Annotated in this window: 17 protein-coding genes; 6 read left to right on the top strand and 11 right to left on the bottom strand. The window is 64.2% G+C overall.

Annotation, left to right across the window (positions count from 1 at the left end; translation table 11 throughout):
* Position 1: 1 nt before the first annotated feature.
* From ABD687_RS13905 to ABD687_RS13895, 3 genes are all read right to left on the bottom strand, one after another.
* Complete coding sequence (locus tag ABD687_RS13905; protein ID WP_310290240.1) at positions 2-1,603, bottom strand: hypothetical protein; 1,602 nt, start codon at positions 1,601-1,603, stop codon at positions 2-4.
* 143 nt (positions 1,604-1,746) lie between these two features.
* Complete coding sequence (murJ, locus tag ABD687_RS13900) at positions 1,747-3,375, bottom strand: murein biosynthesis integral membrane protein MurJ (RefSeq protein ID WP_344761003.1); 1,629 nt, start codon at positions 3,373-3,375, stop codon at positions 1,747-1,749.
* Between the two features lie 74 nt (positions 3,376-3,449).
* On the bottom strand, positions 3,450-3,995 hold the full coding sequence (locus ABD687_RS13895; RefSeq protein WP_302263608.1) for an NUDIX hydrolase: 546 nt from the start codon (positions 3,993-3,995) through the stop codon (positions 3,450-3,452).
* 169 nt (positions 3,996-4,164) lie between these two features.
* Here ABD687_RS13895 and ABD687_RS13890 point away from each other — a divergent pair, with 169 nt between their 5' ends.
* Positions 4,165-5,604: a CCA tRNA nucleotidyltransferase gene (locus tag ABD687_RS13890; RefSeq protein WP_310290244.1), complete on the top strand. Its 1,440-nt coding sequence runs from the start codon at positions 4,165-4,167 to the stop codon at positions 5,602-5,604.
* A gap of 400 nt (positions 5,605-6,004) precedes the next feature.
* Positions 6,005-6,151: a hypothetical protein gene (locus ABD687_RS13885; RefSeq protein ID WP_302263610.1), complete on the top strand. Its 147-nt coding sequence runs from the start codon at positions 6,005-6,007 to the stop codon at positions 6,149-6,151.
* Positions 6,152-6,455: 304 nt separating this feature from the next.
* Here the strand turns inward: ABD687_RS13885 and ABD687_RS13880 are convergent, their stop codons facing one another.
* Positions 6,456-7,340: a Cof-type HAD-IIB family hydrolase gene (locus tag ABD687_RS13880; protein ID WP_310290247.1), complete on the bottom strand. Its 885-nt coding sequence runs from the start codon at positions 7,338-7,340 to the stop codon at positions 6,456-6,458.
* 350 nt (positions 7,341-7,690) lie between these two features.
* Between ABD687_RS13880 and ABD687_RS13875 the strand changes: the two genes are divergently transcribed.
* Both ABD687_RS13875 and ABD687_RS13870 read left to right on the top strand, forming a co-directional pair.
* The gene (locus ABD687_RS13875; protein WP_310290251.1) at positions 7,691-9,001 is read left to right on the top strand and encodes a hypothetical protein; all 1,311 of its coding nucleotides are present in this window, start codon (positions 7,691-7,693) and stop codon (positions 8,999-9,001) included.
* 143 nt (positions 9,002-9,144) lie between these two features.
* A complete protein-coding gene (locus ABD687_RS13870) occupies positions 9,145-10,830 on the top strand; it encodes a formate--tetrahydrofolate ligase (RefSeq protein WP_310290252.1) in 1,686 nt (561 codons plus the stop codon).
* Positions 10,831-10,961: 131 nt separating this feature from the next.
* On the opposite strand, the gene ABD687_RS13865 is transcribed toward ABD687_RS13870, so the two are convergent.
* The 7 genes from ABD687_RS13865 to ABD687_RS13835 all read right to left on the bottom strand — a co-directional run bounded on the left by ABD687_RS13865 (position 10,962) and on the right by ABD687_RS13835 (position 19,123).
* Complete coding sequence (locus tag ABD687_RS13865) at positions 10,962-12,041, bottom strand: inositol-3-phosphate synthase (protein ID WP_264271073.1); 1,080 nt, start codon at positions 12,039-12,041, stop codon at positions 10,962-10,964.
* 129 nt (positions 12,042-12,170) lie between these two features.
* Positions 12,171-13,403: a DUF6716 putative glycosyltransferase gene (locus tag ABD687_RS13860; protein ID WP_264271074.1), complete on the bottom strand. Its 1,233-nt coding sequence runs from the start codon at positions 13,401-13,403 to the stop codon at positions 12,171-12,173.
* Positions 13,400-14,416, bottom strand: coding sequence for a hypothetical protein (locus ABD687_RS13855; RefSeq protein ID WP_264271075.1), 1,017 nt, complete (start codon positions 14,414-14,416; stop codon positions 13,400-13,402). The genes ABD687_RS13860 and ABD687_RS13855 overlap by 4 nt, the downstream gene beginning before the upstream one ends.
* Positions 14,403-15,767: a polysialyltransferase family glycosyltransferase gene (locus ABD687_RS13850; RefSeq protein ID WP_310290257.1), complete on the bottom strand. Its 1,365-nt coding sequence runs from the start codon at positions 15,765-15,767 to the stop codon at positions 14,403-14,405. Before ABD687_RS13850 ends, ABD687_RS13855 begins: the two co-directional genes overlap by 14 nt.
* Positions 15,764-16,789: a glycosyltransferase family 2 protein gene (locus ABD687_RS13845; RefSeq protein WP_310290262.1), complete on the bottom strand. Its 1,026-nt coding sequence runs from the start codon at positions 16,787-16,789 to the stop codon at positions 15,764-15,766. The genes ABD687_RS13850 and ABD687_RS13845 overlap by 4 nt, the downstream gene beginning before the upstream one ends.
* A 129-nt stretch (positions 16,790-16,918) precedes the next feature.
* Positions 16,919-17,812, bottom strand: a complete 894-nt coding sequence (locus tag ABD687_RS13840) for an N-acetylneuraminate synthase family protein (RefSeq protein WP_264271078.1) — start codon at positions 17,810-17,812, stop codon at positions 16,919-16,921.
* 87 nt (positions 17,813-17,899) lie between these two features.
* Entirely contained in the window at positions 17,900-19,123 is a 1,224-nt protein-coding gene (locus ABD687_RS13835; RefSeq protein ID WP_264271079.1) for an acylneuraminate cytidylyltransferase, read from the bottom strand.
* 423 nt (positions 19,124-19,546) lie between these two features.
* On the opposite strand from ABD687_RS13835, the gene ABD687_RS13830 reads away from it, so the two are divergent.
* Complete coding sequence (locus ABD687_RS13830) at positions 19,547-19,999, top strand: MarR family winged helix-turn-helix transcriptional regulator (RefSeq protein WP_264271080.1); 453 nt, start codon at positions 19,547-19,549, stop codon at positions 19,997-19,999.
* A 139-nt stretch (positions 20,000-20,138) separates the two neighbouring features.
* Positions 20,139-20,372 carry a hypothetical protein gene (locus ABD687_RS13825; RefSeq protein ID WP_310290267.1) on the top strand — a complete coding sequence of 78 codons (234 nt, stop codon included), beginning with the start codon at positions 20,139-20,141 and terminating at the stop codon, positions 20,370-20,372.
* Positions 20,373-20,452 lie beyond the last annotated feature (80 nt).

Here is a 20,452-nt window from a genome sequence, read left to right as displayed (position 1 = left end):
GCTAGGAGACGCGGAACTCGCCGATTTGCAGGCCGTACGGGCGGGAGGCGTTGCCGCCCGAGGCGCGGCGCGGCAGTTCGGTGACGTTAAGGAACACGTATTGCCCCTTGGCAGCTGCACCGTTCTCGCCGCTGACCGGGACGCTTACAGTCGGTCCGGTGAAGGAACCGCTGGAAACCATCTTGGCATCGGAAAGGTCGTCCGTTTCACCGACGCGGATTTCGAAGGATCCACCGGTGCCGTTCAAACCCTCAAGCTGGATTTCCGTGACGTCGGAAACTTCTTCCAGCTCCGCGATGAGCACCATGTTCGATGCAAGTCCGCCGAACTGGGGGGACGTGTAGGAGTATGACCTGTAGAGGCTTGCCGGGTTGCCGTCGATCGCCTTGGAAAGGGTGCTGTCCGTCTCCGCGTTGAGGTCCTGGTTGCCAGGCACCATGCGCGAGAGGTCGGCGACCACGGGCTCGACAGGGGCGGCGCTCGGCGATTCCGAGGCCGGCTCGCTGCCGCCGCTGGTATCGGGGGCACTTTGCGTGGGGGAGTCGCTGGCCACGGGTTCGGGGGCGCGGCCGCCCAATGCGTTGAAGGCGAAGACGACGGCCAAGACCAGCACTGCACACAGCAACGCACCCACGAGCAGGCGCGTGGTCTTCTTTCGGCCTTCACCAGCTTCCTCGTCCTCGTCCTCGTAGTCCTCTTGCAGCGGCTCCGAGTACGACTGGGCTGCGACGGGGAAGCTGGAGGCCACGCGCTGGCCCGATTCGTCGACGTTGATGCCACGGGACTTCTGCGCCGCTGCAAGGGCGGCAGCGGACGTCACGACGGGTTCCTCGGTGTGGTCCGTGGTTTCCATTCGAGTGACCTTGGGAGCAGGCTGGCCGACGGGCGGTGCCGTGGGCGCCGGGGGAGTGGTGGGGGTGGCCTGCGTCGCGGCAGGGGTTTCGCGTGGCGCGGGGGTCGGGGAGGAAGCCGCCGGGGCAGGGGCGGAGGGAGAGGGCGCCGAAACGGCAGGAGCCTGCTCGGTGCTCGAACCCACCGATGCAGCGGGCAGAACCGGGGGGACCGACGGCGGGGTCTGCTTGCCGCGGCCGAAGCGGCCCTTGATGCTGTTTAGTTTCTCGTTGAGGCTGATTTCCGGCAGCCGGTCGAGCATGGATGGACGCTGCTCTTCCTGGGTGCGCTGGTCCTCGTAGTATTCGGCGTCGTCTTCGTAGCGTGCCGGCTCCTTTGAGCGGGTCACGCCGAAGATCTCGGTCCCCAGGGTGTCGGTGTAGAACGGCTCGACGTAGGGGGCATCGACCTGGACCACCAGATCCAGAAGGTCTGCGGGCTCCGCAAGGTTTGTCACCAGGTAGGTGTTGCCCTCGGAAATTCCCAGGTCCAGGACCTGGACCGCGGCATAGCGTTCGCCGGTGGCAATTTCGCGCGCACTCGTGGCCAGCTGCGAGGCATTGGCCGTTGAACCGACCAGGATGCTGACAGGCCGGTTGAGCACCTGATCGATGCCACTGAGGACCTGGTCTCCGTCGGCTGAGGTCAAGACCAATTCGGTGACCTGGTAGCGGCCGCCAAGCATGGCGCCGGCGTCGATGGGCTGCGACACGATTCCCTCCCGGGATTACTTTGCGTTGCCGGCACCCTCGTGGGTGCCCCGTTCCATGTTACCGGGATGGGGACGGGATTTCTCGAAGTCCCAAGCCGAAGCCGGGGGCGCGCCGGGTCTCCCGAACCCGCCAGTTGCTCCGATTACCGCCGCAGTGAAGGGATTCGGCGGGCCAGCGGACCCAGGAAATCATCTAGCTCCTCCGAGCGCATCAGGCGCAGCAAAATGATGTAGACCAGGGCCATGACGGACCCGACGACGACAATCGAGACGACCGCGGCACCGATGGAACTCCACGCAAATCCCCAGTCGTAGCCGCCCAGCAGCCACAGCACCACAGCCCCCACGGCTCCGGAAATGGTGGCCATCATGCCGATGCGGATATACGCGGTCGCGACCCTGGCGCTGCCGTAGTCGCCATAGCGGCGGACGATCAGGAAGTGCGCGATCACCGCGGAGAGCACATTGGTGGCACCGTAGATCAGCGCCACGGCCCGGGCGATGTCCGTTGTAGGCAGGACCTGCACCGCGACGAAGGCCAATGCGACGGTGAGGCTGGCGACAACGGTCTGGATCAGCATGGGGGTCTTGGTGTCTTCCTCGGCGAAGAAGACACGGATCATGAAGAAGTGAATGGACTTGAATGGCAGCCCGAGCGTCGTGAGAAGCAACAACTGGCCGATGGCGGCGCCCTGCAACATCGCGGTGGAGGAGCTGCCGGCAAACAGCCGGCCCAACGGCCCGGCGAGCACGATGAAGGCCACCGAGGCGAAGACGATCGGAACCGCGCTGGTGCGCAGCCCGCGAGAGAGCAGTGGCGCTATGTCCTCGCGGCGTTTCTCATGGAAGGCCTTGGTGAACTCGTTGAAGAGCATTGTGGCCAAGGTGAGGGCAAAGATGGAGTGTGGCAGCACGGTGATCAGCTGGGAGGTGTTCAAGGCGTATTCGCCCGGAACCGTAGCCCCGCCGTCGGGCAGCAACAGACGTGCCGGAGCCGCGGCCGAGACGAACTTGGAGTTGATCAGTGAGGCGATGTTGCCCACCATCATCGACCCCAGCGTCCAGGCAGCCAGCTTGCCCACGTGCCGCAGGCCCATGCCGCGCCAGGAGAAATCCGGGCGCAAGTTCAGTCCGACGCGGCGCAAAGGCCAGAACAGGGCCAGCGCCTGGACCGCGATGCCCAGGGTGGCGCCGCCTGCCAGCAGGACGGTCTGCTCGGAGGTCCAGGCGGCCAGCTGGTCGCCGTCCCCGGAGTAGGCGCCAAAGAGGATGATGAAGGTTCCGATGGTGCAGATCTGCACCAGGTTGTTGGCCACCGGTGCCCACATATAGGCACCGAACCGGCTGTGGGCGTTGAGCACCTGGCCAATCACCGCGTAGACGCCGTAGAAGAAAATCTGTGGCAGGCACCAATACGCAAACGTGGTTCCCATGGCGATCATCGCCGGGGTCCAGTCCAGGGTCAGCACCTTGATCAGCGGTCCCGCCATGGAAACCAGCAGCACCGTGGCAAGGCCCATCACCACGATCGTGAGGGTCACGAGCTTGGAGGTGTACGCGGATCCGCGGTCGGACGCCTTCGAGGCCTTGATGAGCTGGGGAACCAGCACCACGTTGAAGATGCCGCCGGCCAGCAGCATGAAGATGATCGTCGGGATGACGTTCGCCTTCTCGAAGATGTCGGCCATCGTGGTGCTCGAGCCGATGGCAACAGCCAGCAGCGCGGTGCGGATGAAGCCGAGTACGCGGGAGACCATGGTGCCCGACGCCATCAGCGCGTAGGCCTTGGACTGGCTGTGTGATTGCTTGGCCGGGGTCTGTGGGCGTGCTGGGACGCGCGGGGTGTTTAGATACCTGGGACATAGTTGGGGAGCACTTCACGCGCAAGATCGGCGATGCGCCGCTCATTGGGGAAGGACAGGCGCTTGCCGAGATCAAGCAGCGGGACCCACGCCACGTCCACGGCTTCGTGGTCCGGGTCGTTTTCGATGGTCAGTTCGCCGCCCGTTGCACGCAAGAGGAAATGGTGCACGGTCTTGTGGACGCGGTAGTTGGTGACGGTAAACCAGTAGTCGACCGAACCCAGCGGGGCAAGGATGTCGCCGGCGATGCCGGTTTCTTCCTCGATTTCGCGGACGGCTGCTTCTTCGTTGGTTTCGGCGCCCTCGGGGTGGCCCTTGGGCAGGCACCATTCAAGGCGTCCGCCGCGGTTGTACCTGGCGATAATGGCCACCGGCAGGCTGGGAAGCGACGTGTCGATGACGACGCCGCCGGCCGAGATTTCCTCCACAGTGGGCAACGGGTGGTGTCCGGTGCCCACCTGCGCCTGCGCATGCGCCATTGACGCAGTCAACGGCGTGCGCTTCGGGGCGCTGGGAACTGGATGAGCCATGGAAACCACTCTATCGGTTTTGCGTCACTTCGTGGCTTGCCCCGCCCGCTCGGCGCGTGATTCCATTCTTCGGTGCGAAGCGGCGGCATCAGGCGTGTGGAAGCTAACGCCGAATCGGGGAGGCCCGGAACATGTCACCGTCCCGAAAGTCTGGCACCCTTAAAGAACTATGCAGCAGCTACCGTCCCCACAGGTCCTCTCCGATATTTTGCCCCCCGTCATCTTTGAGCTGGGGCAGCGGTTTGTCGATTCCGGCTTTGAACTATCCCTGGTGGGGGGACCGGTGCGCGACCTCTTCCTGGGCCGAGTGTCCCCGGATCTTGACTTCACCACCAGTGCTTCCCCAGATGAAACCCTTGCGGTGGTGGCCGGATGGGCCGATGCCACTTGGGAGGTGGGCCGCGATTTCGGAACGATTGCGCTGCGCAAGGGCGAGCACACCATCGAGGTGACCACCTACCGGGCCGATGCGTACGACCCTTCCTCCCGCAAGCCCATCGTGGCCTTCGGCCGCAGGCTGGAAGACGATCTCTACCGCCGCGACTTCACCATGAACGCGATGGCGCTGCGCCTGCCGAGCCTGGAACTGGTGGATCCATACAACGGAGCCGCCGACCTGGCCGAGGGCGAGGTCCGCACGCCGGGTGCCCCGTCCATGTCCTTCTCCGACGACCCGTTGCGGATGATGCGTGCCGCGCGATTCGCCTCCCAGCTGGGCATTGGCGTGGCGGACGAGGTGCGCGCGGCCATGAAGGAAATGGCTGAGCGGATCAAGATCATCTCCGCCGAGCGTGTCAGGGACGAACTGGTGAAGTTGATCAACGGTGTCGATCCGCGCGCCGGCATTGACCTGTTGGTGGATACGGGGCTGGCAGACATCGTGCTTCCGGAGGTTTCCGCCTTGCGCCTGGAACTAGACGAACACCATCGACACAAGGACGTCTACCAGCACTCGTTGACGGTGCTGGAGCAGGCCATGGAGCTGGAAAGTGATGCGGAGGGCCCGGTGCCGGGTCCCGACTTCGTGTTGCGCTTCGCCGCACTGATGCATGACATCGGCAAGCCTGCGACTCGCAAGTTTGAATCGAACGGTGCTGTCAGTTTCCGCCACCATGACGTCGTCGGTGCCAAGCAGGTCAAGGTCCGCATGCGCGCCCTGCGTTTCGACAATGACACCACCAAGGCGGTGGCCCGCCTGGTTGAACTGCATATGCGCTTCTATGGGTACGGAGATGCAGGGTGGAGCGACTCGGCGGTGCGTCGCTACGTTCACGACGCTGGCGACTTGCTGGAGCGGCTGCACCGGTTGACGCGGTCGGACGTGACCACGCGCAACCGCAAGAAGGCGGACAGGCTTGCCTTTGCCTACGACGACCTTGAGGCACGCATTGCAGAGATCAGCGGGAAAGAGGAAATGGCCGCCGTGCGGCCGGACCTCAACGGCCAGCAGATCATGGAGATCCTTGGGATCAAGCCCGGTCCCGTGGTGGGTCGCGCCTACAACTACCTGCTCGAGCGTCGCCTGGACAACGGGCCGATCGAAGAAGAGGAAGCAATTGCGGCGCTGCTTCAGTGGTGGCGGATGCAGCCCGAAGCTACAGAGCAGTAGGCCAAGAAGTCCCCGGGGGAACCTTGTCCCGGCGTGTCGCACCAAACACGCCGAGGCGAGGTTCCCCGTTTTAATCTCTTCGAAAAATGAGTGGCGTAACCCTATCGCGGTGTGTATCGTGGAACCTGTGATTGAGAAGTCTCAATGAGACATCGAAATCCAATAGACAATGTTGGCGCCAGAATCTTCTGGCATGTTCTTCCAGAAAAGGAGGTGGGAATGATGATTACTTCAATGAATTTCGGCGGCTTCTATGTGCCCCGTCATGGCTTCGGCGGCCTTACCGCTCGAGCTACTTCCCCCGCCTCCGGAACGGCGCCCTGCTAGTACTTCCCTAGCTTTTCAAAGTTCCCGAGGCTGATGAGTCATTAATCGACCAAATCCTTGAGGAACTTTTATCATGTCTACCCAGATCTCATCGATCTCGACCCAGGTTGCTCGCTCCGCTGAACTAATCTTCACCGGGCCGGAAGCGCTGCGTGCCCGCAGCTCGCGGCCCACGGAACAGGCCACCTTCCGCTCCTCCAACACCGTTGAGGGGAGGTAACCACCATGAGTGCAAAGGAACGCAAGCCAAAGAACAAGGCTTGGCTTCAGACGCAGTTCAACCCCGATGCAAGGGATCGCGAACTACGTCACCACCTTCCGATGGACATGATCTTCCGCGTGCGGTGAGTCAATTAGGACCAGGTCTCCACAAAGCCTGGCCCGGAATGCAAGTCACTCACCCACCCAGGAGCATGACCATGAACGAGTATGTAACCCACTGTGCAAAGCCCGCCGGCTTCACCGGCGGGCTTTGCCGGTTAAAGTTGGTTCCTGCCAATCGGCAATCGGATGCGTGCGGCTGCTCAGTCGAGCTGCGCGCGCCAATGGCGGAGGAACGCCAGTCCTGCATGGTCGTGGATGATGTCCTGTCCCAGACCTAGATCCCGTGCGGTAAGCACCGGGTAGGGTTTCCCTGCAGGAATGCCGTCGCCCGGGCGCACGTCGACGTGGCTGACCCGGTGCCCGTTTTGCGCCAGCCAGTCGGCCATGGCGTAGTCGGTGCGGGAATCGCCAACCGTGAACCACTCCGCGGGGAAGATGCCATCCGCGACCAACAGCTCGAGGGTGCGTCTGGCACCGAGGTCCTTGCCCAGTTCCACCGACTCAATGTCCGTGGAGATGATGGTCGGGTCGACCCGGTAGGAGATTTCCTCATTCGCATCCGGTTGGCTTACCTCCAGTCGTTCAACGCCCAGGCCACTGCGGGCCATCGCGTCCATGGCGGCCGAATCGAATTGCTCTTGGGCGCGCCGGTATTCATGGTTCGCTGCATCGATGTTTTGTTCCACCGAAACCATGGCGCGTTTGGTCTCGTCGAAGAACATGTGGTCGTCGAATTTGGAGGCCACCAGCTCTCGAATTTCATCCGAATAGTGCCCAGGGACAGCAAGCCCGTGGTCGATGTGGACTTCCCCGGCGCCGGTTGAATCAAAGGTGAACCAAGTGGCTCCCTTTTCGCAGATGGCGTGGATTTTAAGGTTTTCGGGCATGCCCGACGTGATCATGGGTCCCATCACCTGGCGCTTGATGAACTCGTCGGAACGCCCGGTGTTGAAGACAACGGGGATTCCCGAGATGGCGAGTTCCAGGAGCAGGGAGATGATCTCCGGTGCGACATCGCGGGTCACCGGAGATGCGATGGGACCGTCGACATCGAGAAGCAAGGCAAATGGGGGAGTTGAGGACATGACTTCCATTCTCCCACTGCGCGGGAAAGGGACGGAAACCTCGAACCCAGGCGCCCAAAGCGCACGGTCCCGCTCGCACAGGAGTTATCCACAGATTCGCCGACACCGGTCAATCGCATGGGCGCAATTCCTAGGATGAGGGCATGGACAAGGGAAAACGGAAATATGCCGTCGCAGTCGTACTCTGTTGTGTCGGGCTGATGGTTGGTTCCTGCACGCCGGGACCGGAATCGGCCGGTGGAGCAATTTCGGGAACGGACGCCTTGGCGCCCGCTTCACCTGCGGTCGACGCGGCGGCGGAACTAGCCAATCGCCGAACCCGTATGGTCGAACCCTCATGGAGCGTGAAGATGAAGGTCTTGGACCGCCCCCGGGTGGTCAACGGGGTGGCGGTCGTGCTCGCCGAAGGGGCCAAAGGGCTGCAGCTGGTGGGGCTGAAGGAAACCACGGGCAAGAAACTCTGGGGCGTCACCGTTGTCCCGGGCTGGGTACCCAGCGGCGTCAACATGACGGTGGAACTGAGTAAGACGGCCAAGGGGAAGGATGTGGCGCTCTTCCTGGAGAAATCGAAACCACGCGATGGCTGGAGCGGAGGTGTCTGGACCAAGCCGGTGGCCGTGGACATCGCCTCGGGCAAGGTCGTCTACAAGGGGCCCGCGCAGCTGATGAGGTCCCGACCGTCCTCGTGCCCAGACAGCAAGGACATGTGCTATCTCTCGATCAACCCATACATCAATGACGAGCAGCGGATGCGTGTCGACCTCGACCGGGGAACCCAGCGAACCCTCACGCCGCAGCACAAGGTGGGGGATTCCATCTTCCCAATCAGTGGCGGGGAACTCTACGGGCACTACACCGGAAACACGAGCAACCTCCTGCGGCTCAAGGGAAACAAGAAAGTGTGGGGAGTGTCCCTGGCCAAGGCCATGGGACCGGGCTACACACCCGGTCAGGGCTGGAACGTTGACTACTCGGAAAAGCTCGGAGTCTACTCCGGCTGGATCGGCCGAGAACACAAGGAAACCCAGGACAGCAAGGGAAACGTCGTCGCCCGCGATACGGACTTCCGCCAGGAAATGATGTTCGGCATAGATGCCGAAAACGGAAAGACCCTGTGGAAAGCCAAGGGGGCAGCCACTTACTGCCTGCCCCCCATGGGCCGGAAACAGACTGTGCTTGAGGAGGGAAAAGCCTATCCAGTGAGATGCATCTTCGACTCCGGAAGATTTAAGGAAGCCAAGGGAACCAAGGGCAGATTCGAGGATGTCAAAGTCCATTTGGAAGGGTTCGACCCGAAAACTGGGAAGGTCATCTGGAAGACCAAAAGCTACCCAAGGGCTGCCGACCTGGATGTCGCCCACGCACCCGATGACGGCGGGGCAAGCCTCTTCCTGGCAGCGGAAGAGACGCCGACGTTGCTAGACACCCGTACCGGCAAGACCATCAATGTCGCCGCCGGGGAACGCTTCCTGTGCACCAAGGATGCCAAGTACACCAAGCCCGAGGATGGCAACGGCGGGACGCTGCTCTATCCCTGTGCGGCAGGCGGCAAGGAAGCCAGAGGTGTCAGTGTCGGCGCGCTCCAGGCACAGGATTCCGGTGAAAGCCATGTGGTTCTGGGCTTTGCCGGAGCGGTCGCTGCCTTTCCGGTGGATCCCTAAAAGACCGAGACCTGCCGGTCACGGGGCCGGGCTTCTCCTTGTTCCGCTGATGCGGTGATAGCTTGAAGGTGTAGCGAGGACGGCCAGACTCCTTGAACGTCCTCAATCACCCCGCCACCGGGAATCCAGATAGGGGACACACTATGACAGCGATGCCGGAAGCCGACATGAGTGATCTAGCGATTGCTTCGCGGGCCGTGCTCAAGCCAATTTCCGAGATTGCCGCGTCGGCCGGGATTCCGGAAGACGCGGTTGAGGCCTACGGTCGCTACAAGGCCAAGATCGATCCGGCACGCCTGAGAGCACGCGGGGCGAAACTCGGAAAAGTGGTCTTGGTCAGCGGAGTATCCCCAACGCCTGCCGGGGAGGGGAAATCCACCATCACGGTGGGTCTGGGAGATGCCCTTGCGGCCGCCGGCGCCAAGACGATGATCGCCCTGCGCGAACCGTCGCTGGGGCCGATCTTCGGCATGAAGGGCGGAGCCACCGGTGGCGGTTACTCGCAGGTCCTGCCCATGGATGAGATCAACATGCATTTCACCGGGGATTTCCATGCCATCACCAGCGCGAACAACCTGCTGATGGCGCTACTCGACAACCATCTGCATCAGGGCAATGCCTTGGAAATTGACCCGCGCCGGATCACCTTCAAGCGCGTCATGGACATGAACGACCGAGCCCTGCGCAACATCGTGATCGGCCTTGGCGGCCCGACCGAAGGTGTTCCGCGCGAAACGGGATTTGAGATCACCGTGGCCTCGGAAGTCATGGCGGTCTTCTGCCTGGCAACCGGTCTCGATGACCTGCGGACTCGTCTGGGCCGGATGACGATCGGATACACCTACGCCAAGACCCCCGTCACCGTGGACGACCTAGGGGCGTCCGGCGCCATGACTATGTTGCTCAAGGACGCCATCAAGCCCAACCTCGTCCAGACCATGGCCGGAACGCCGGCGTTCATCCATGGAGGACCGTTCGCCAACATCGCCCACGGTTGCAACTCGGCTATCGCCACCAATACTGCCCGTTCGCTGGCCGACATCGTGGTCACCGAGGCCGGCTTCGGGGCGGATTTGGGCGCCGAGAAGTTCATGGACATCAAGGCCCGCTATGCCGGCTGCAATCCCGATGCGGTGGTCCTGGTGGCAACTATTCGTGCTCTTAAGATGCATGGCGGCGTGGCCAAAGACGCGTTGAAGAGCGAAAACGTCGAAGCGGTACGCGACGGCATGGCCAATCTGGTCCGGCACGCCCAAAACGTCAGGAAATTCGGGGTCCAGCCGGTTATCGGCATCAACAGGTTCACCGCGGACACCGAGGAAGAAATCGCGGTTGTCACCGAATGGGCAGCCGCCAACGGCATCGAATGCGCTGTGGCGGATGTCTGGGGACAGGGGGGAGAAGGGGCCGGTGAGCTGGCCTCCGCCGTGTTGCGGGCCATCGAGGCCCCGAACAATTTTGCCCCTCTCTACGACTTGGATCGTCCCGTCGAGGAGAAGATCCAGACGGTCGTGCGGGAGATCTACGGAGGCGCCGGAGTCGAGTATTCCGCAGCTGCCACGCGGATGCTCAAGCAAATCCATGACAACGGCTGGGACAATCTCCCGGTGTGCATGGCCAAGACCCAGTACTCGTTCTCCGACGACCCCACGCTGCTGGGCGCTCCCGAGGGGTTCACGCTGCACGTGCGGGATCTCATTCCCAAGACCGGTGCCGGGTTCATCGTGGCGATCACCGGGACCCTCATGACAATGCCGGGCCTGCCCAAGGTTCCGGCCTCGATGCGCATGGATGTTGACGAAAACGGGCGGGCCGTCGGCCTGTCGTAATCGCGCTGACCCGGCAATGATCGCGGGAAGGCGCAGGGACCCCCTGGTCGGGGATTAACCGTCGAAGCCACCACGGGCAACCGTGGTGGCTTCGACGGTTCGCACCCATTACACGGGCGCGGCGTTGAGTCCTAGGCTTCGCCGCGGATGAAGGCCTCGACCTTTTCCTTGGCGATGTCGTCGTTGTACTGCTCCGGCGGCGACTTCATGAAGTACGAGGAAGCCGAGAGAATCGGTCCGCCGATGCCGCGGTCCAGGGCGATCTTGGCGGCGCGCACGGCATCGATGATGACGCCTGCGGAGTTGGGGGAGTCCCACACCTCAAGCTTGTATTCCAGGGACACCGGGGCATCACCGAAGTTGCGGCCTTCGAGGCGCACGAAGGCCCACTTGCGGTCATCGAGCCAGGCGACGTAGTCAGACGGGCCAATGTGCACGTCGTCGGCCTCCAGCACCGCGGTGGTGTTGGAGGTGACGGCCTGGGTCTTGGAGATCTTCTTGGACTCCAGGCGGTCGCGCTCGAGCATGTTCTTGAAGTCCATGTTGCCGCCGACATTGAGCTGGTAGGTGCGGTCCAGGGTGACGCCGCGGTCTTCAAAGAGCTTGGCCATCACGCGGTGGGTGATGGTGGCGCCGATCTGGGACTTGATGTCGTCGCCGACGATCGGGACGCCGGCGGCGGTGAACTTGTCGGCCCACTCCTTGGTGCCGGCAATGAACACCGGCAGGGCGTTGACGAAGGCCACGCCGGCGTCGATGCATGCCTGTGCGTAGAACTTTGCGGCGGCGTCGGAGCCGACCGGCAGGTAGCAGACCAGGACGTCGACCTGTGCGGCTTTCAGCGTCTCAACCATGTCCACGGGCTCCGCGGAGGACTCGGTGATGGTCTCGCGGTAGTACTTGCCCAGGCCGTCGAGGGTGTGGCCGCGCTGCACCGTGACGCCCGAGGTCGGGACGTCGGCGATCTTGATGGTGTTGTTCTCGGAGGCGTGGATGGCGTCCGCCAGGTCCAGTCCGACCTTCTTGTCGTCCACGTCGAAGGCCGCCACGAATTGCACGTCATTGACGTGGTACTTGCCGAACTGGACGTGCATCAGGCCGGGAACCGTGGCCTGCGGGTCCGCGTCACGGTAGTACTCAACACCTTGCACCAATGACGTGGCGCAGTTGCCTACGCCAACAATTGCAACCCGAATCGGATTTTCCGACACCTTGTCTCCTCAAAATCAAAACTTCTGGGCAGGGGAAGGCCCACCGTCCAGCACATCTACAATGCTAAGTGAGAAAGCGGGACGGTTATTCCCAACGGGCTTCTTCAGTGGTACAAGCGGGCTGGCGGATCAGATCCGGGAGCCGCGTTCGCGCAGCCACCAGCGCCGTATCCGCAGCAACGCCTCGAGGGCCGGGCGTGGCAGCGAGGTGCGTACTCGCTGCCTGAAAGCGACGTCACGGACCATGGCCAGCTGCTCGTTCGAGGTGGTCAGCGCCTGGTTCTGGGCACGCTGGGCATAGTGGGAAAGCGCGGAGATGAATTCCGGGCCGCGGCGGTGGAAGTAGTTTTCCCGCAACCACGCGCGATTCGGGAAAGAAAAGTGCAATGTTGCCGCGTCATCAAGGGTTCCCAAGAGCCCGGAGCCTCGGAAGACTGAGTTGAGCATCTGGTCATTGAGGCCGAAATCGGTCATCACCAATACCGGCAGTCCACGATCCACCGCCTCCAACGCAGCCGTGGAGGAGACAGTGAGCAACGCGGAACCGGGAACCAGCACCCGGTCCATGGCTCCGGTCACGAACTCCACATGCCCGGCCCCGACCTTCCCCTCGGCCACCAGCTGCTCCCACAGGGCGTCGAAGGGGTGGGCCTCTGCATGGGTCTGTGGTTCCCCGGCACGGGCGCGGAGCTTGACCAGAACGCGCACGTCCGGGTTCAACCGCGCCACCCGTTCAAGGGCCAGCAGGATCTCCTCGCGTTCGGCGCGCTGGACCGGGACCTTGGCCTGGGAAGCAAACACCACGGTGTCGATGGGGGAGGTCTGGGGCTGCGGGAACCCGGCGGTCTTCAGGAAAGGAAGCTTCGAGACCAGGATGTCGGGGCTGTGGCCGGTCTCCATGTCGGCCAGGTGCGAGAATTCGCGGGCCTCGGCATGGGAATGCACGATAAACGCGTCCCCGCTTCGCCGGTAGGCCCAGCCCTTGGTGGTCGCCGGGTAGGCGACGCCGGGCAGCGCCGAGATCAGCGCAGCGGGGCGCGCCGAGTTGGTCTTGGAGCGCAGGAGCTTCGTGAAAAGCTCGCTGACCACCGGCCCGGTGGCAGCGGCAAAGATAATGTGTTCCTCGAGCGAGTCGTAATTCAGCGCGGCCCGCGGAATGACCGGAATGTCCTCGGCCTCGAAGCAGGTGCCGGCGGTCGCGGCGGCAATCTGTTCCGGGGTGGGGGCGATCGGGGTGCGCACCAACACCACGCGGCGGTCCCATTCCGGTCCGAGGGCCGAGAGGGTGGTGCAGGCCAGCTTCAGGTAGGAATCGGAGTCGGCCACGGCCACGATGCTGGGTCTGAATGAAAGATTGTTCACGGGGTCAACAGCTCCAGGGACGAGGACAAGTGGGAACGAAGTTCTGGGGTGGCGGCGGGTTTCCACCAGGCGGCAGGGATCCCTTGGCCCAGGATCCGCACCCCGCCCTCGCCCAGCAGCAGCCGCAGGGACGGCAGGGCAGTGGAGGGCAAGGCCCGCACGACCTGGCCGGGGCGCAGCGAGCGCAATCGCATTTCGATGGGGATGGTGTGCTCGCGGACCACGATTCGGTCGTGGTCCGCGAGCAGGGCCAGGAACTTCCCCGACTCGCGGCGGTGCGGGAAGTAGGCGACGGGCCCGTCGAGCGTCAGCGAATCCAGCCAGCGGAAGTACGGCTCCGCGTGGATGAGCCCGTCGGCGGCCATGGCCGAACCGACAACCACGGTGGGCTCGTTGATCCGCTCGGTCACCGGTTGGGTGTTCAGCCATTCGAAGCGGTGGGACTCCAGGTGCCCGCCCAGCTCCAGGAACCGCTGCGCGATGTCGGGCTCGACGGGAAGGGCAGTGAAGATCAGCAGGCGGCCCGCCCGGGCCAGGGCGCGCAGGCGGTACCAGCTGGCGATGCCCAACGCCCGGCGTGCCGGGTTCGTGCGGGAGCGCGGACGCACCAAGGGGGTCGGCTCGGCGGACACCAGCGCCTTGATGAGACCCAGCGTGGCCAGGCCGTCGTCGATGATCACCACTTCCTCCACGGCGATGTACCCCAGCATGGCGCGCTGGACCCTTCCCGAATACGCGTCGCCTATCACCCAGCGCCGGGCCCCGGCGGATCCCGGCGCGGGAGGGGCAGCGGTGGACGGCGCGAACTGCACGCCCGCCGGGGCCTGCGCGATGAGCGTGGCCAGGGTGGCGTCTAGCGTCGTGGTGCCCCCGCGCGGGTGGATGCGGCTGGTGGTTCCCAGCAGCCCGGCTCCGTGCGCCTCGATGGCGGAGAGCAGTTGCAGCGGGGATTCCACCCACACCTCGGCATGTCCGAAGCGGGGACGGGCGACGGCCGATTCAGCGGGATACACGGGAAGAGGTCTCCTGGAGCGTGCGTGCCAATTTTTCCAGGGAGCGGGAGCCGACGCGCAGGGCACGACGCTTGATGCTGCGTCCCCAGACCCGGCTGCGGTTGGCCCGCGAGGGGTGGGCCCAGGTCGGGGGCAGGTCCAGGGCGGCCAGCCGACGGCGCTTGAAATGCGCGGCAAAGGACGAGTAGTTCGACTCCAGGAACGCGGCGGCATCCTCGCGAAGCCCGGGCAGGTTGCGGTACTGCATGCAATAGGCCACGGCGCGCAGCAGTGGGGTGAGTTCGTCGTCGGGACCCGCCTCGGCGGGGGTTGCCAGCTCCTGGACGAGCAGGGCGTCGACGATCGAGACCGGGATGCGGTTGCTGTTCTGGTAGGGGCTCAGTTCCTGCAGCAAGTCCCCGGTGCCCACGGCGATGACGGGGGTGCCAAGCATGTACTTGGCGCTGATCAATGCCGTGGAGAAGCAGGAGATGACCACCAACGGGCTCATGAGCGTGATGACGGTTTCGGCCAGCAGGTCGGTGTGCAGGATCCGGAACTCCAGACCCAGGGACTCTGCGCGGGCACGCAGTTGCAGCGCGGCGGTCGTGCCGGCGCTGGGGTGCGGCTTAAACACCACGGAGCCCGCCCCGGCCTCCCTGGCTGCCAACAGCATGTGGTGGTGCAACTCCAGTTCCCTGGCCGTGTCGAGGATGCCCAGCGAGCCCAGGTACTGGCCCACCACCAGGGCTGCGCCTTGGGGCAGGTCGAGGCCGGCGGGCCCTGCCGCGGCCGCCAGCTCGGCAAAGACGGCGGCCAGCGGCTCGAGGCGCAGGACCTTGCGCTGCACCGGGGCCTCGAGCAGCAGCATGGGCTCCAGGCCCGGCACCAGGTCGATGTGGATGGTCTCGCGCAGGCGCTGGGTCATCTGCACGGACAGCTTGTTGCGCGTGGGGCCGTAGGACATCAACCCGTCAGAATGCACGGAAATCGGTGCGTCGAAGAAGATCCTGGCCAATGCCTGTGCCGGGTTCACCTGGATGGATTCGAGCACCAGCGACACCTGCCCCGCGCCGAGGTCCCAGCGGTGGCGCAACAGCTTCTCGAAGAGCGGGAGTTCCTCGTTCCGGGGATTGAACTGCCCCGGGCGGCGTGGCCACAGCAGCTCGCCCAGGTCCACCACGTCGTCGAAGCGCGCGGCCAGGGCCTCGAAGCCCGGGTTCCCGCGCAGCGGTGTGGTGATTTCGGGCATCTGGCTGCCGTTGGCCAGCACCAGGACGCGGCGCTCGGCCTCCGGGAGCAGGCCGGCATCGACCATCGCGGCCAGCGAGACGACCTGGAAGTAGGTGGACGCCTGGATGAGTTGGATCATTTGCTTTCCCTCTTGGCCGCGGCGGAGGGCCGCAGGCCGGTCAATGTCTTGCGGCGCTTGGCGTCGAGTTGGGCCAGCCCGTCTTCCAGCAGCGGTGTCGGCACCATCGCCAGCCGGTCGGCGATGCGCAAGCGCAGGGCCTGGCGCAGGGCGGGCGGGAACTCGGCGGAGCGCTTGAGGTGGTGGCAGGAAACGGCGAGGAATTGCCGCAGTGCCTTGGGTGCGTGGGTCTCGTGCGCCGGATCGTCCAGCACCATGTCCAGGATCCCTGCATAGGCGTCCACGAAGTCCAGTTGCCGGTCGTCGAAGACCTGCGTGAGGGAGCCGGGAAGTCCGCGGCGGTAGAAAACCCCCGGCGCGTTCAGGACCGCGTAGCTTTTGGCGTTGAGGCACAGCTCCCACATCCAGGCCCTGTCCTCGCAGGTGCGCAGCTCCTCGTTGAAGCGCGGTGCAGCGGACTCCAGCACCTCGGCGCGGTACATGCCCGCCCAGACCAGGGGGTAGTCGATCATGGTCGCGGTGTGGATGGGGGAGATGTCGTCGGCCGGGTCCAACACGATGTTTCGGTTGGCTTGCGGAGCGTGGTGCAGGGTCCGGTTCGCGCCGGTGACCCGGACGTGGTCGCAGCGCACGAAGTCCACGTCCAGTGCCTCCAGCCCGTCGGCCAGCTGTGCCAGGTGGTTCGGGGCAAACCAGTCGTCGGGATCCAGGAAGACCACGAATTCGCCGCTGGCGTTTTCCAGCCCGGTGTTGCGGGCGGCGGACACCCCGCGGTTGGCATGGTGCGTGAGGATCTTCAGGCCGGGAATACGTGTGCCGAACTCCGCGGTGATTGCCACGGTGGCATCGGTGGAGGCGTCATCGACAACCAGTACTTCCAGTTCCCTTCCCTTCAGTTGCTGGAGGGCCAGGGACGCCAGGGCGTCGCCAATGAAATCCTGCTGGTCCATCGCGGGGATGATGACGCTGATGCGGCCGGGGACGCGGGCCTTGACGGGGGGAAGTGTGGCTGTGGAGGGCATGGGGATCTCGGTGTGGTCCTTAGGTCTGGGAGGCTGGTCGACGGCATATGTGGCCACCTAGTCCCGTGGGGTGCCCGCCTGGTAGGCGGACACCCCACGGTGTTGAAGCTATGCGAAGAATGCTACGGGTTAGGCATCGACGCGGCGCAGGCGGGACAGCGGTGCCAGCTCGCCCGGGAAGACCTTCTTGACGCCGTCGCCCATGGCCTGCTCGAGGATGCGGATGTCGCGGATCAGTGCCTCGAAGCCCTTCGGCTCCAGCGAGGAGGCCTGGTCGGAGCCCCACATGGTGCGGTCAAGGGTGATGTGGCGCTCGACGGTGACGGCGCCCAGGGCGACTGCTGCCAGCGAGATCTGCAGGCCGCGCTCGTGGCCCGAGTAGCCGACCGGAACCTGGTAGCGCTCCTGCAGCGTGGTGATCATGCGCAGGTTGGCCTCTTCGGGAGGCAGCGGGTAGGTGGAGGTTGCGTGCATCATGACCAGCTTGTCGGTGCCGAGGGTCTCCACGGCCTTGTCGATCTGCTCGATGGTGGACATGCCGGTGGAGAGGATGATCGGCTTGCCGGTCTCGGCCAGGGCCTTGAGCAGCTCGATGTCGGTGACCGAGGCGGAGGCGACCTTGTGGGTCACTGCGCCCTGCTCTTCCATGAACTCGACCGAGGGGACGTCCCACGGGGAGGCGAAGGCGTGCAGGCCCTGTGCTGCGGCGTAGCGGATCAGTTCCTTGTACTGCGCTGCATCGAATTCGACGCGGTAGCGGTAGTCCAGGTAGGTCATGTCGCCCCACGGGGTGGAACGGATCTTGTCGCGCATGTCCATCGGGGTGGAGATGTCGGGGGTGCGCTTCTGGAACTTCACGGCGTTGGCGCCGGCCTTGGCGGAGACGTCGATGAGCTGCTTGGCGATCTCCATGTCACCGTTGTGGTTGATGCCGATCTCGCCGATGACATAAACCTGCTGGCCGGTGCCCAGGGTCTGCTCGCCGATGGCGACGGGTGCGGTTTCCGTGGTGGTGATAGTCATGGGGGACTTTCCTTTCGTTGATTGCCGGACCGTTCGGGTTGGTTATGTGAAGGTCACGGCGAGAATTGGTGGAAAACTGTGGGGGGCCTAGCGAACCAGTGAGGGTTCCAGTGGCCCGGATGCCGGGACGGTGGCTGTCACGGTGTTTTGGCTGGTGGTGCCGGCCAGGATGAGGTCGGCGGCTTCCCGCACCGCGCCGCGGCCGCCGGGCCGCGAAAGGCGGTGCCGGGCAGCGAGGTGTACGGAGTCTTGCGCGTCCGCCACCGTCAGTGGCCAGCCGACCTGGTTCATGGCGTCCAGGTCGTTCACGTCGTTGCCAAGGTAGGCGACGCGTTCCGGATCCAGGCCGAGGTCGGCGATCCATTGGTTCAGGACGGTGGCCTTGTCGCTCACGGCCTGGGCGACTTCCACGCCGAGCTTGGTGGCCCGGGCGGTGACCACGGGGTTGGTTTCCGTGGACAGGATCAGCAGGTGGATTCCTGCCTTCTTCAGCAGCGAGATGCCCATTCCGTCGGAACGGGAGACCCGTACCGATTCGCTTCCGTCCTGGCCGAGGTAGGCGGTGTCCGGGGTGTGCACGCCGTCGAAGTCGGTGACCAGCGCGTCAACGTCGATCCCGGCCACGGGCGTGTTGTGGGTCAGTCGCCATTGGGCCAAGGCCAGGTCGGCCTCGGTGTCGATGTCGATTCCGTGGTCCTCCGGCACCTGGGCCAGGGCCAGGGAGCCGAAGAAGCGATGTTCCGCCTCAAGGAATCCCGCGGTGTCCATGACGTAGAACGCCCCGGTTTCGCGGAACCGCGGTTCGCGGTCCTGCCGTCGCGGACGCCGTGCGGCATCGTGTCCGCTGGCCTGGGCGGCCCCGGTTTCGTCGCAGCTCCAGTGGAACCCGTGGTCGGGAACCACGGCAAAGCTGACGTCCGCCGCCCCGCTGGCAACCGTGGTGATGGCCGCCTGCAGGTCTGCCGGGTCAATGACCGGCGAGGTGCATTGGATGAAAACGGTGATTTGGGGGAGAACGTCCAGCGTGCCCAGGGCGTGCAACAACACCGATTCGCTGCTTGCTGTGTCACCGGCGATCTCTGCCGGGCGGTCGATGACTGTTGCGCCGTTTGCCAACGCCTCCGCCTTGATGTCCGGGTGATCCGTGCTGACCACGACGTCGAGAACTGACGGCGTGGCAAACGCGGATTCAATGGCCCGGGCCAGCAAGGTTTGGCCGCCGATCCTGCGCAGGTTCTTTAGCGGGATTCCCTTTGATCCCCCGCGGGCCGGGATGATGACCAGGGTCTTCGCTTCGCTGTTCGTACTCACAACCAAAGACGCTATCGGCGCAAGTCAACGAGCCGACCGCATTTAGGTTAACGGGAAGCGACAACTGGGAGACTATTGGGAAATGTCGATGATAACCCCTTGTCAGGACGCTTTTGCCATGGTTGAAATTAAGGATTGGGTATCGCCCGGGCAGCCGGGTTGCCCCAAGGGGAAGGTAAATGCAGGCCGGGCATGGGGGGCAGGGTTTCGTCGTGCGGCGGGTGCTGCACCGGGGCCGGAGTGCGAAGCCTGTCGGTGTCGGGGCCACCGTGGCCGGCGCGGGTGAGGGCGGCGTATCCGCGGGAGGGCACCGCCTCCGGCCCCAGTGCACGCGGGCTGCCTTCGGCCGGGACTCTCGCAACGGGAACTGTTTTCCGTACCTATGATGGATGGACGGAACCATCCACCAAAGCAGGGAACAAAGTGAGCGAAAAACCGCCGGTAGATCCGCTGGCGTTGGAGAACCAGGTTTGTTTTGCGCTGTCCTTGGCGTCGCGCAGCGTGGTCGCGGCCTATCGGCCGGTCCTTGAGCCGCTGGGGCTAACCCATCCCCAATACCTTGTCATGTTGACGCTCTGGGAGCATGAACCTCTGTCAATCAAGGGCCTGAGCAATCTGCTCCAATTGGACCCCGGAACACTGTCGCCGCTGGTGAAGCGAATTGAAGCTCTCGGCTATGTGCGGCGCAGCCGCAGTGCGGCCGATGAGCGGACCCTGGAGATAGTGCTGACCGAAAAAGGCAGGGACGCCCGGGAGCTTGCCCTGGAGGTGCCCACGGAGATGATGCGGCGACTGGATATGGACGGCGAAGAACTCATTGCCCTCCACGCGACCATGAAGAAGGTCATCGCGGCCGCCTCCAAGGCGCCCCACTAGGACCCTCCGCATTCACCGGAGGATGCCCCGGGGTAATTAGTTGGTGTACCAATCATTGGCTTACAATTGAACCGACGCAGCCCACCGGACGATCCGCCCGCAATCGGGTTGTTGTCCCACAGAAAGAGACTGGAAACCCATGAGTGACAAGAAATTGCCCATTGTCGAGGACACCACGGGATTGAGCCTCACCTACCGCGTTCTGTGGCGCCTGCAGTTCCTGGGGTTCACCGTCCTCGACCCCGCAGACCAATTGCCGCACCGCGATCCGCGCGAGCGCCTGAAGCGCGACCGTGCCCGCAAGGTGCTGCGCGCCCACGAAGCGGCCGGAACCCAAGCGCCCGATGAGGTCATTGCGGCAGCAAACCGTTGATCCAGTGCCGCCCGGCCCTTCCATCGTTGCGATAAGGCCATGTCTCCCCGGGGGGCATTGCCTTTTGGTGAAGAGATGGG

This window comes from Paeniglutamicibacter sulfureus, assembly GCF_039535115.1.
Taxonomy (GTDB): domain Bacteria; phylum Actinomycetota; class Actinomycetes; order Actinomycetales; family Micrococcaceae; genus Paeniglutamicibacter; species Paeniglutamicibacter sulfureus.
The sequence above is the reverse complement of the archived record's forward strand: the minus strand, read 5'-3'. Positions and strand labels throughout refer to the sequence as shown.

Bases quoted from the DNA above. Each gene is read 5' to 3' on its own strand.
- murJ (WP_344761003.1), bottom strand. From the start codon at position 3,375: ATGGCGTCGGGCACCATGGTCTCCCGCGTACTCGGCTTCATCCGCACC.
- ABD687_RS13895 (WP_302263608.1), bottom strand. From the start codon at position 3,995: ATGGCTCATCCAGTTCCCAGCGCCCCGAAGCGCACGCCGTTGACTGCG.
- ABD687_RS13890 (WP_310290244.1), top strand. From the start codon at position 4,165: ATGCAGCAGCTACCGTCCCCACAGGTCCTCTCCGATATTTTGCCCCCC.
- ABD687_RS13885 (WP_302263610.1), top strand. From the start codon at position 6,005: ATGTCTACCCAGATCTCATCGATCTCGACCCAGGTTGCTCGCTCCGCT.
- ABD687_RS13880 (WP_310290247.1), bottom strand. From the start codon at position 7,340: ATGTCCTCAACTCCCCCATTTGCCTTGCTTCTCGATGTCGACGGTCCC.
- ABD687_RS13875 (WP_310290251.1), top strand. From the start codon at position 7,691: ATGAAGGTCTTGGACCGCCCCCGGGTGGTCAACGGGGTGGCGGTCGTG.
- ABD687_RS13870 (WP_310290252.1), top strand. From the start codon at position 9,145: ATGACAGCGATGCCGGAAGCCGACATGAGTGATCTAGCGATTGCTTCG.
- ABD687_RS13850 (WP_310290257.1), bottom strand. From the start codon at position 15,767: ATGATCCAACTCATCCAGGCGTCCACCTACTTCCAGGTCGTCTCGCTG.
- ABD687_RS13845 (WP_310290262.1), bottom strand. From the start codon at position 16,789: ATGCCCTCCACAGCCACACTTCCCCCCGTCAAGGCCCGCGTCCCCGGC.
- ABD687_RS13840 (WP_264271078.1), bottom strand. From the start codon at position 17,812: ATGACTATCACCACCACGGAAACCGCACCCGTCGCCATCGGCGAGCAG.
- ABD687_RS13825 (WP_310290267.1), top strand. From the start codon at position 20,139: ATGAGTGACAAGAAATTGCCCATTGTCGAGGACACCACGGGATTGAGC.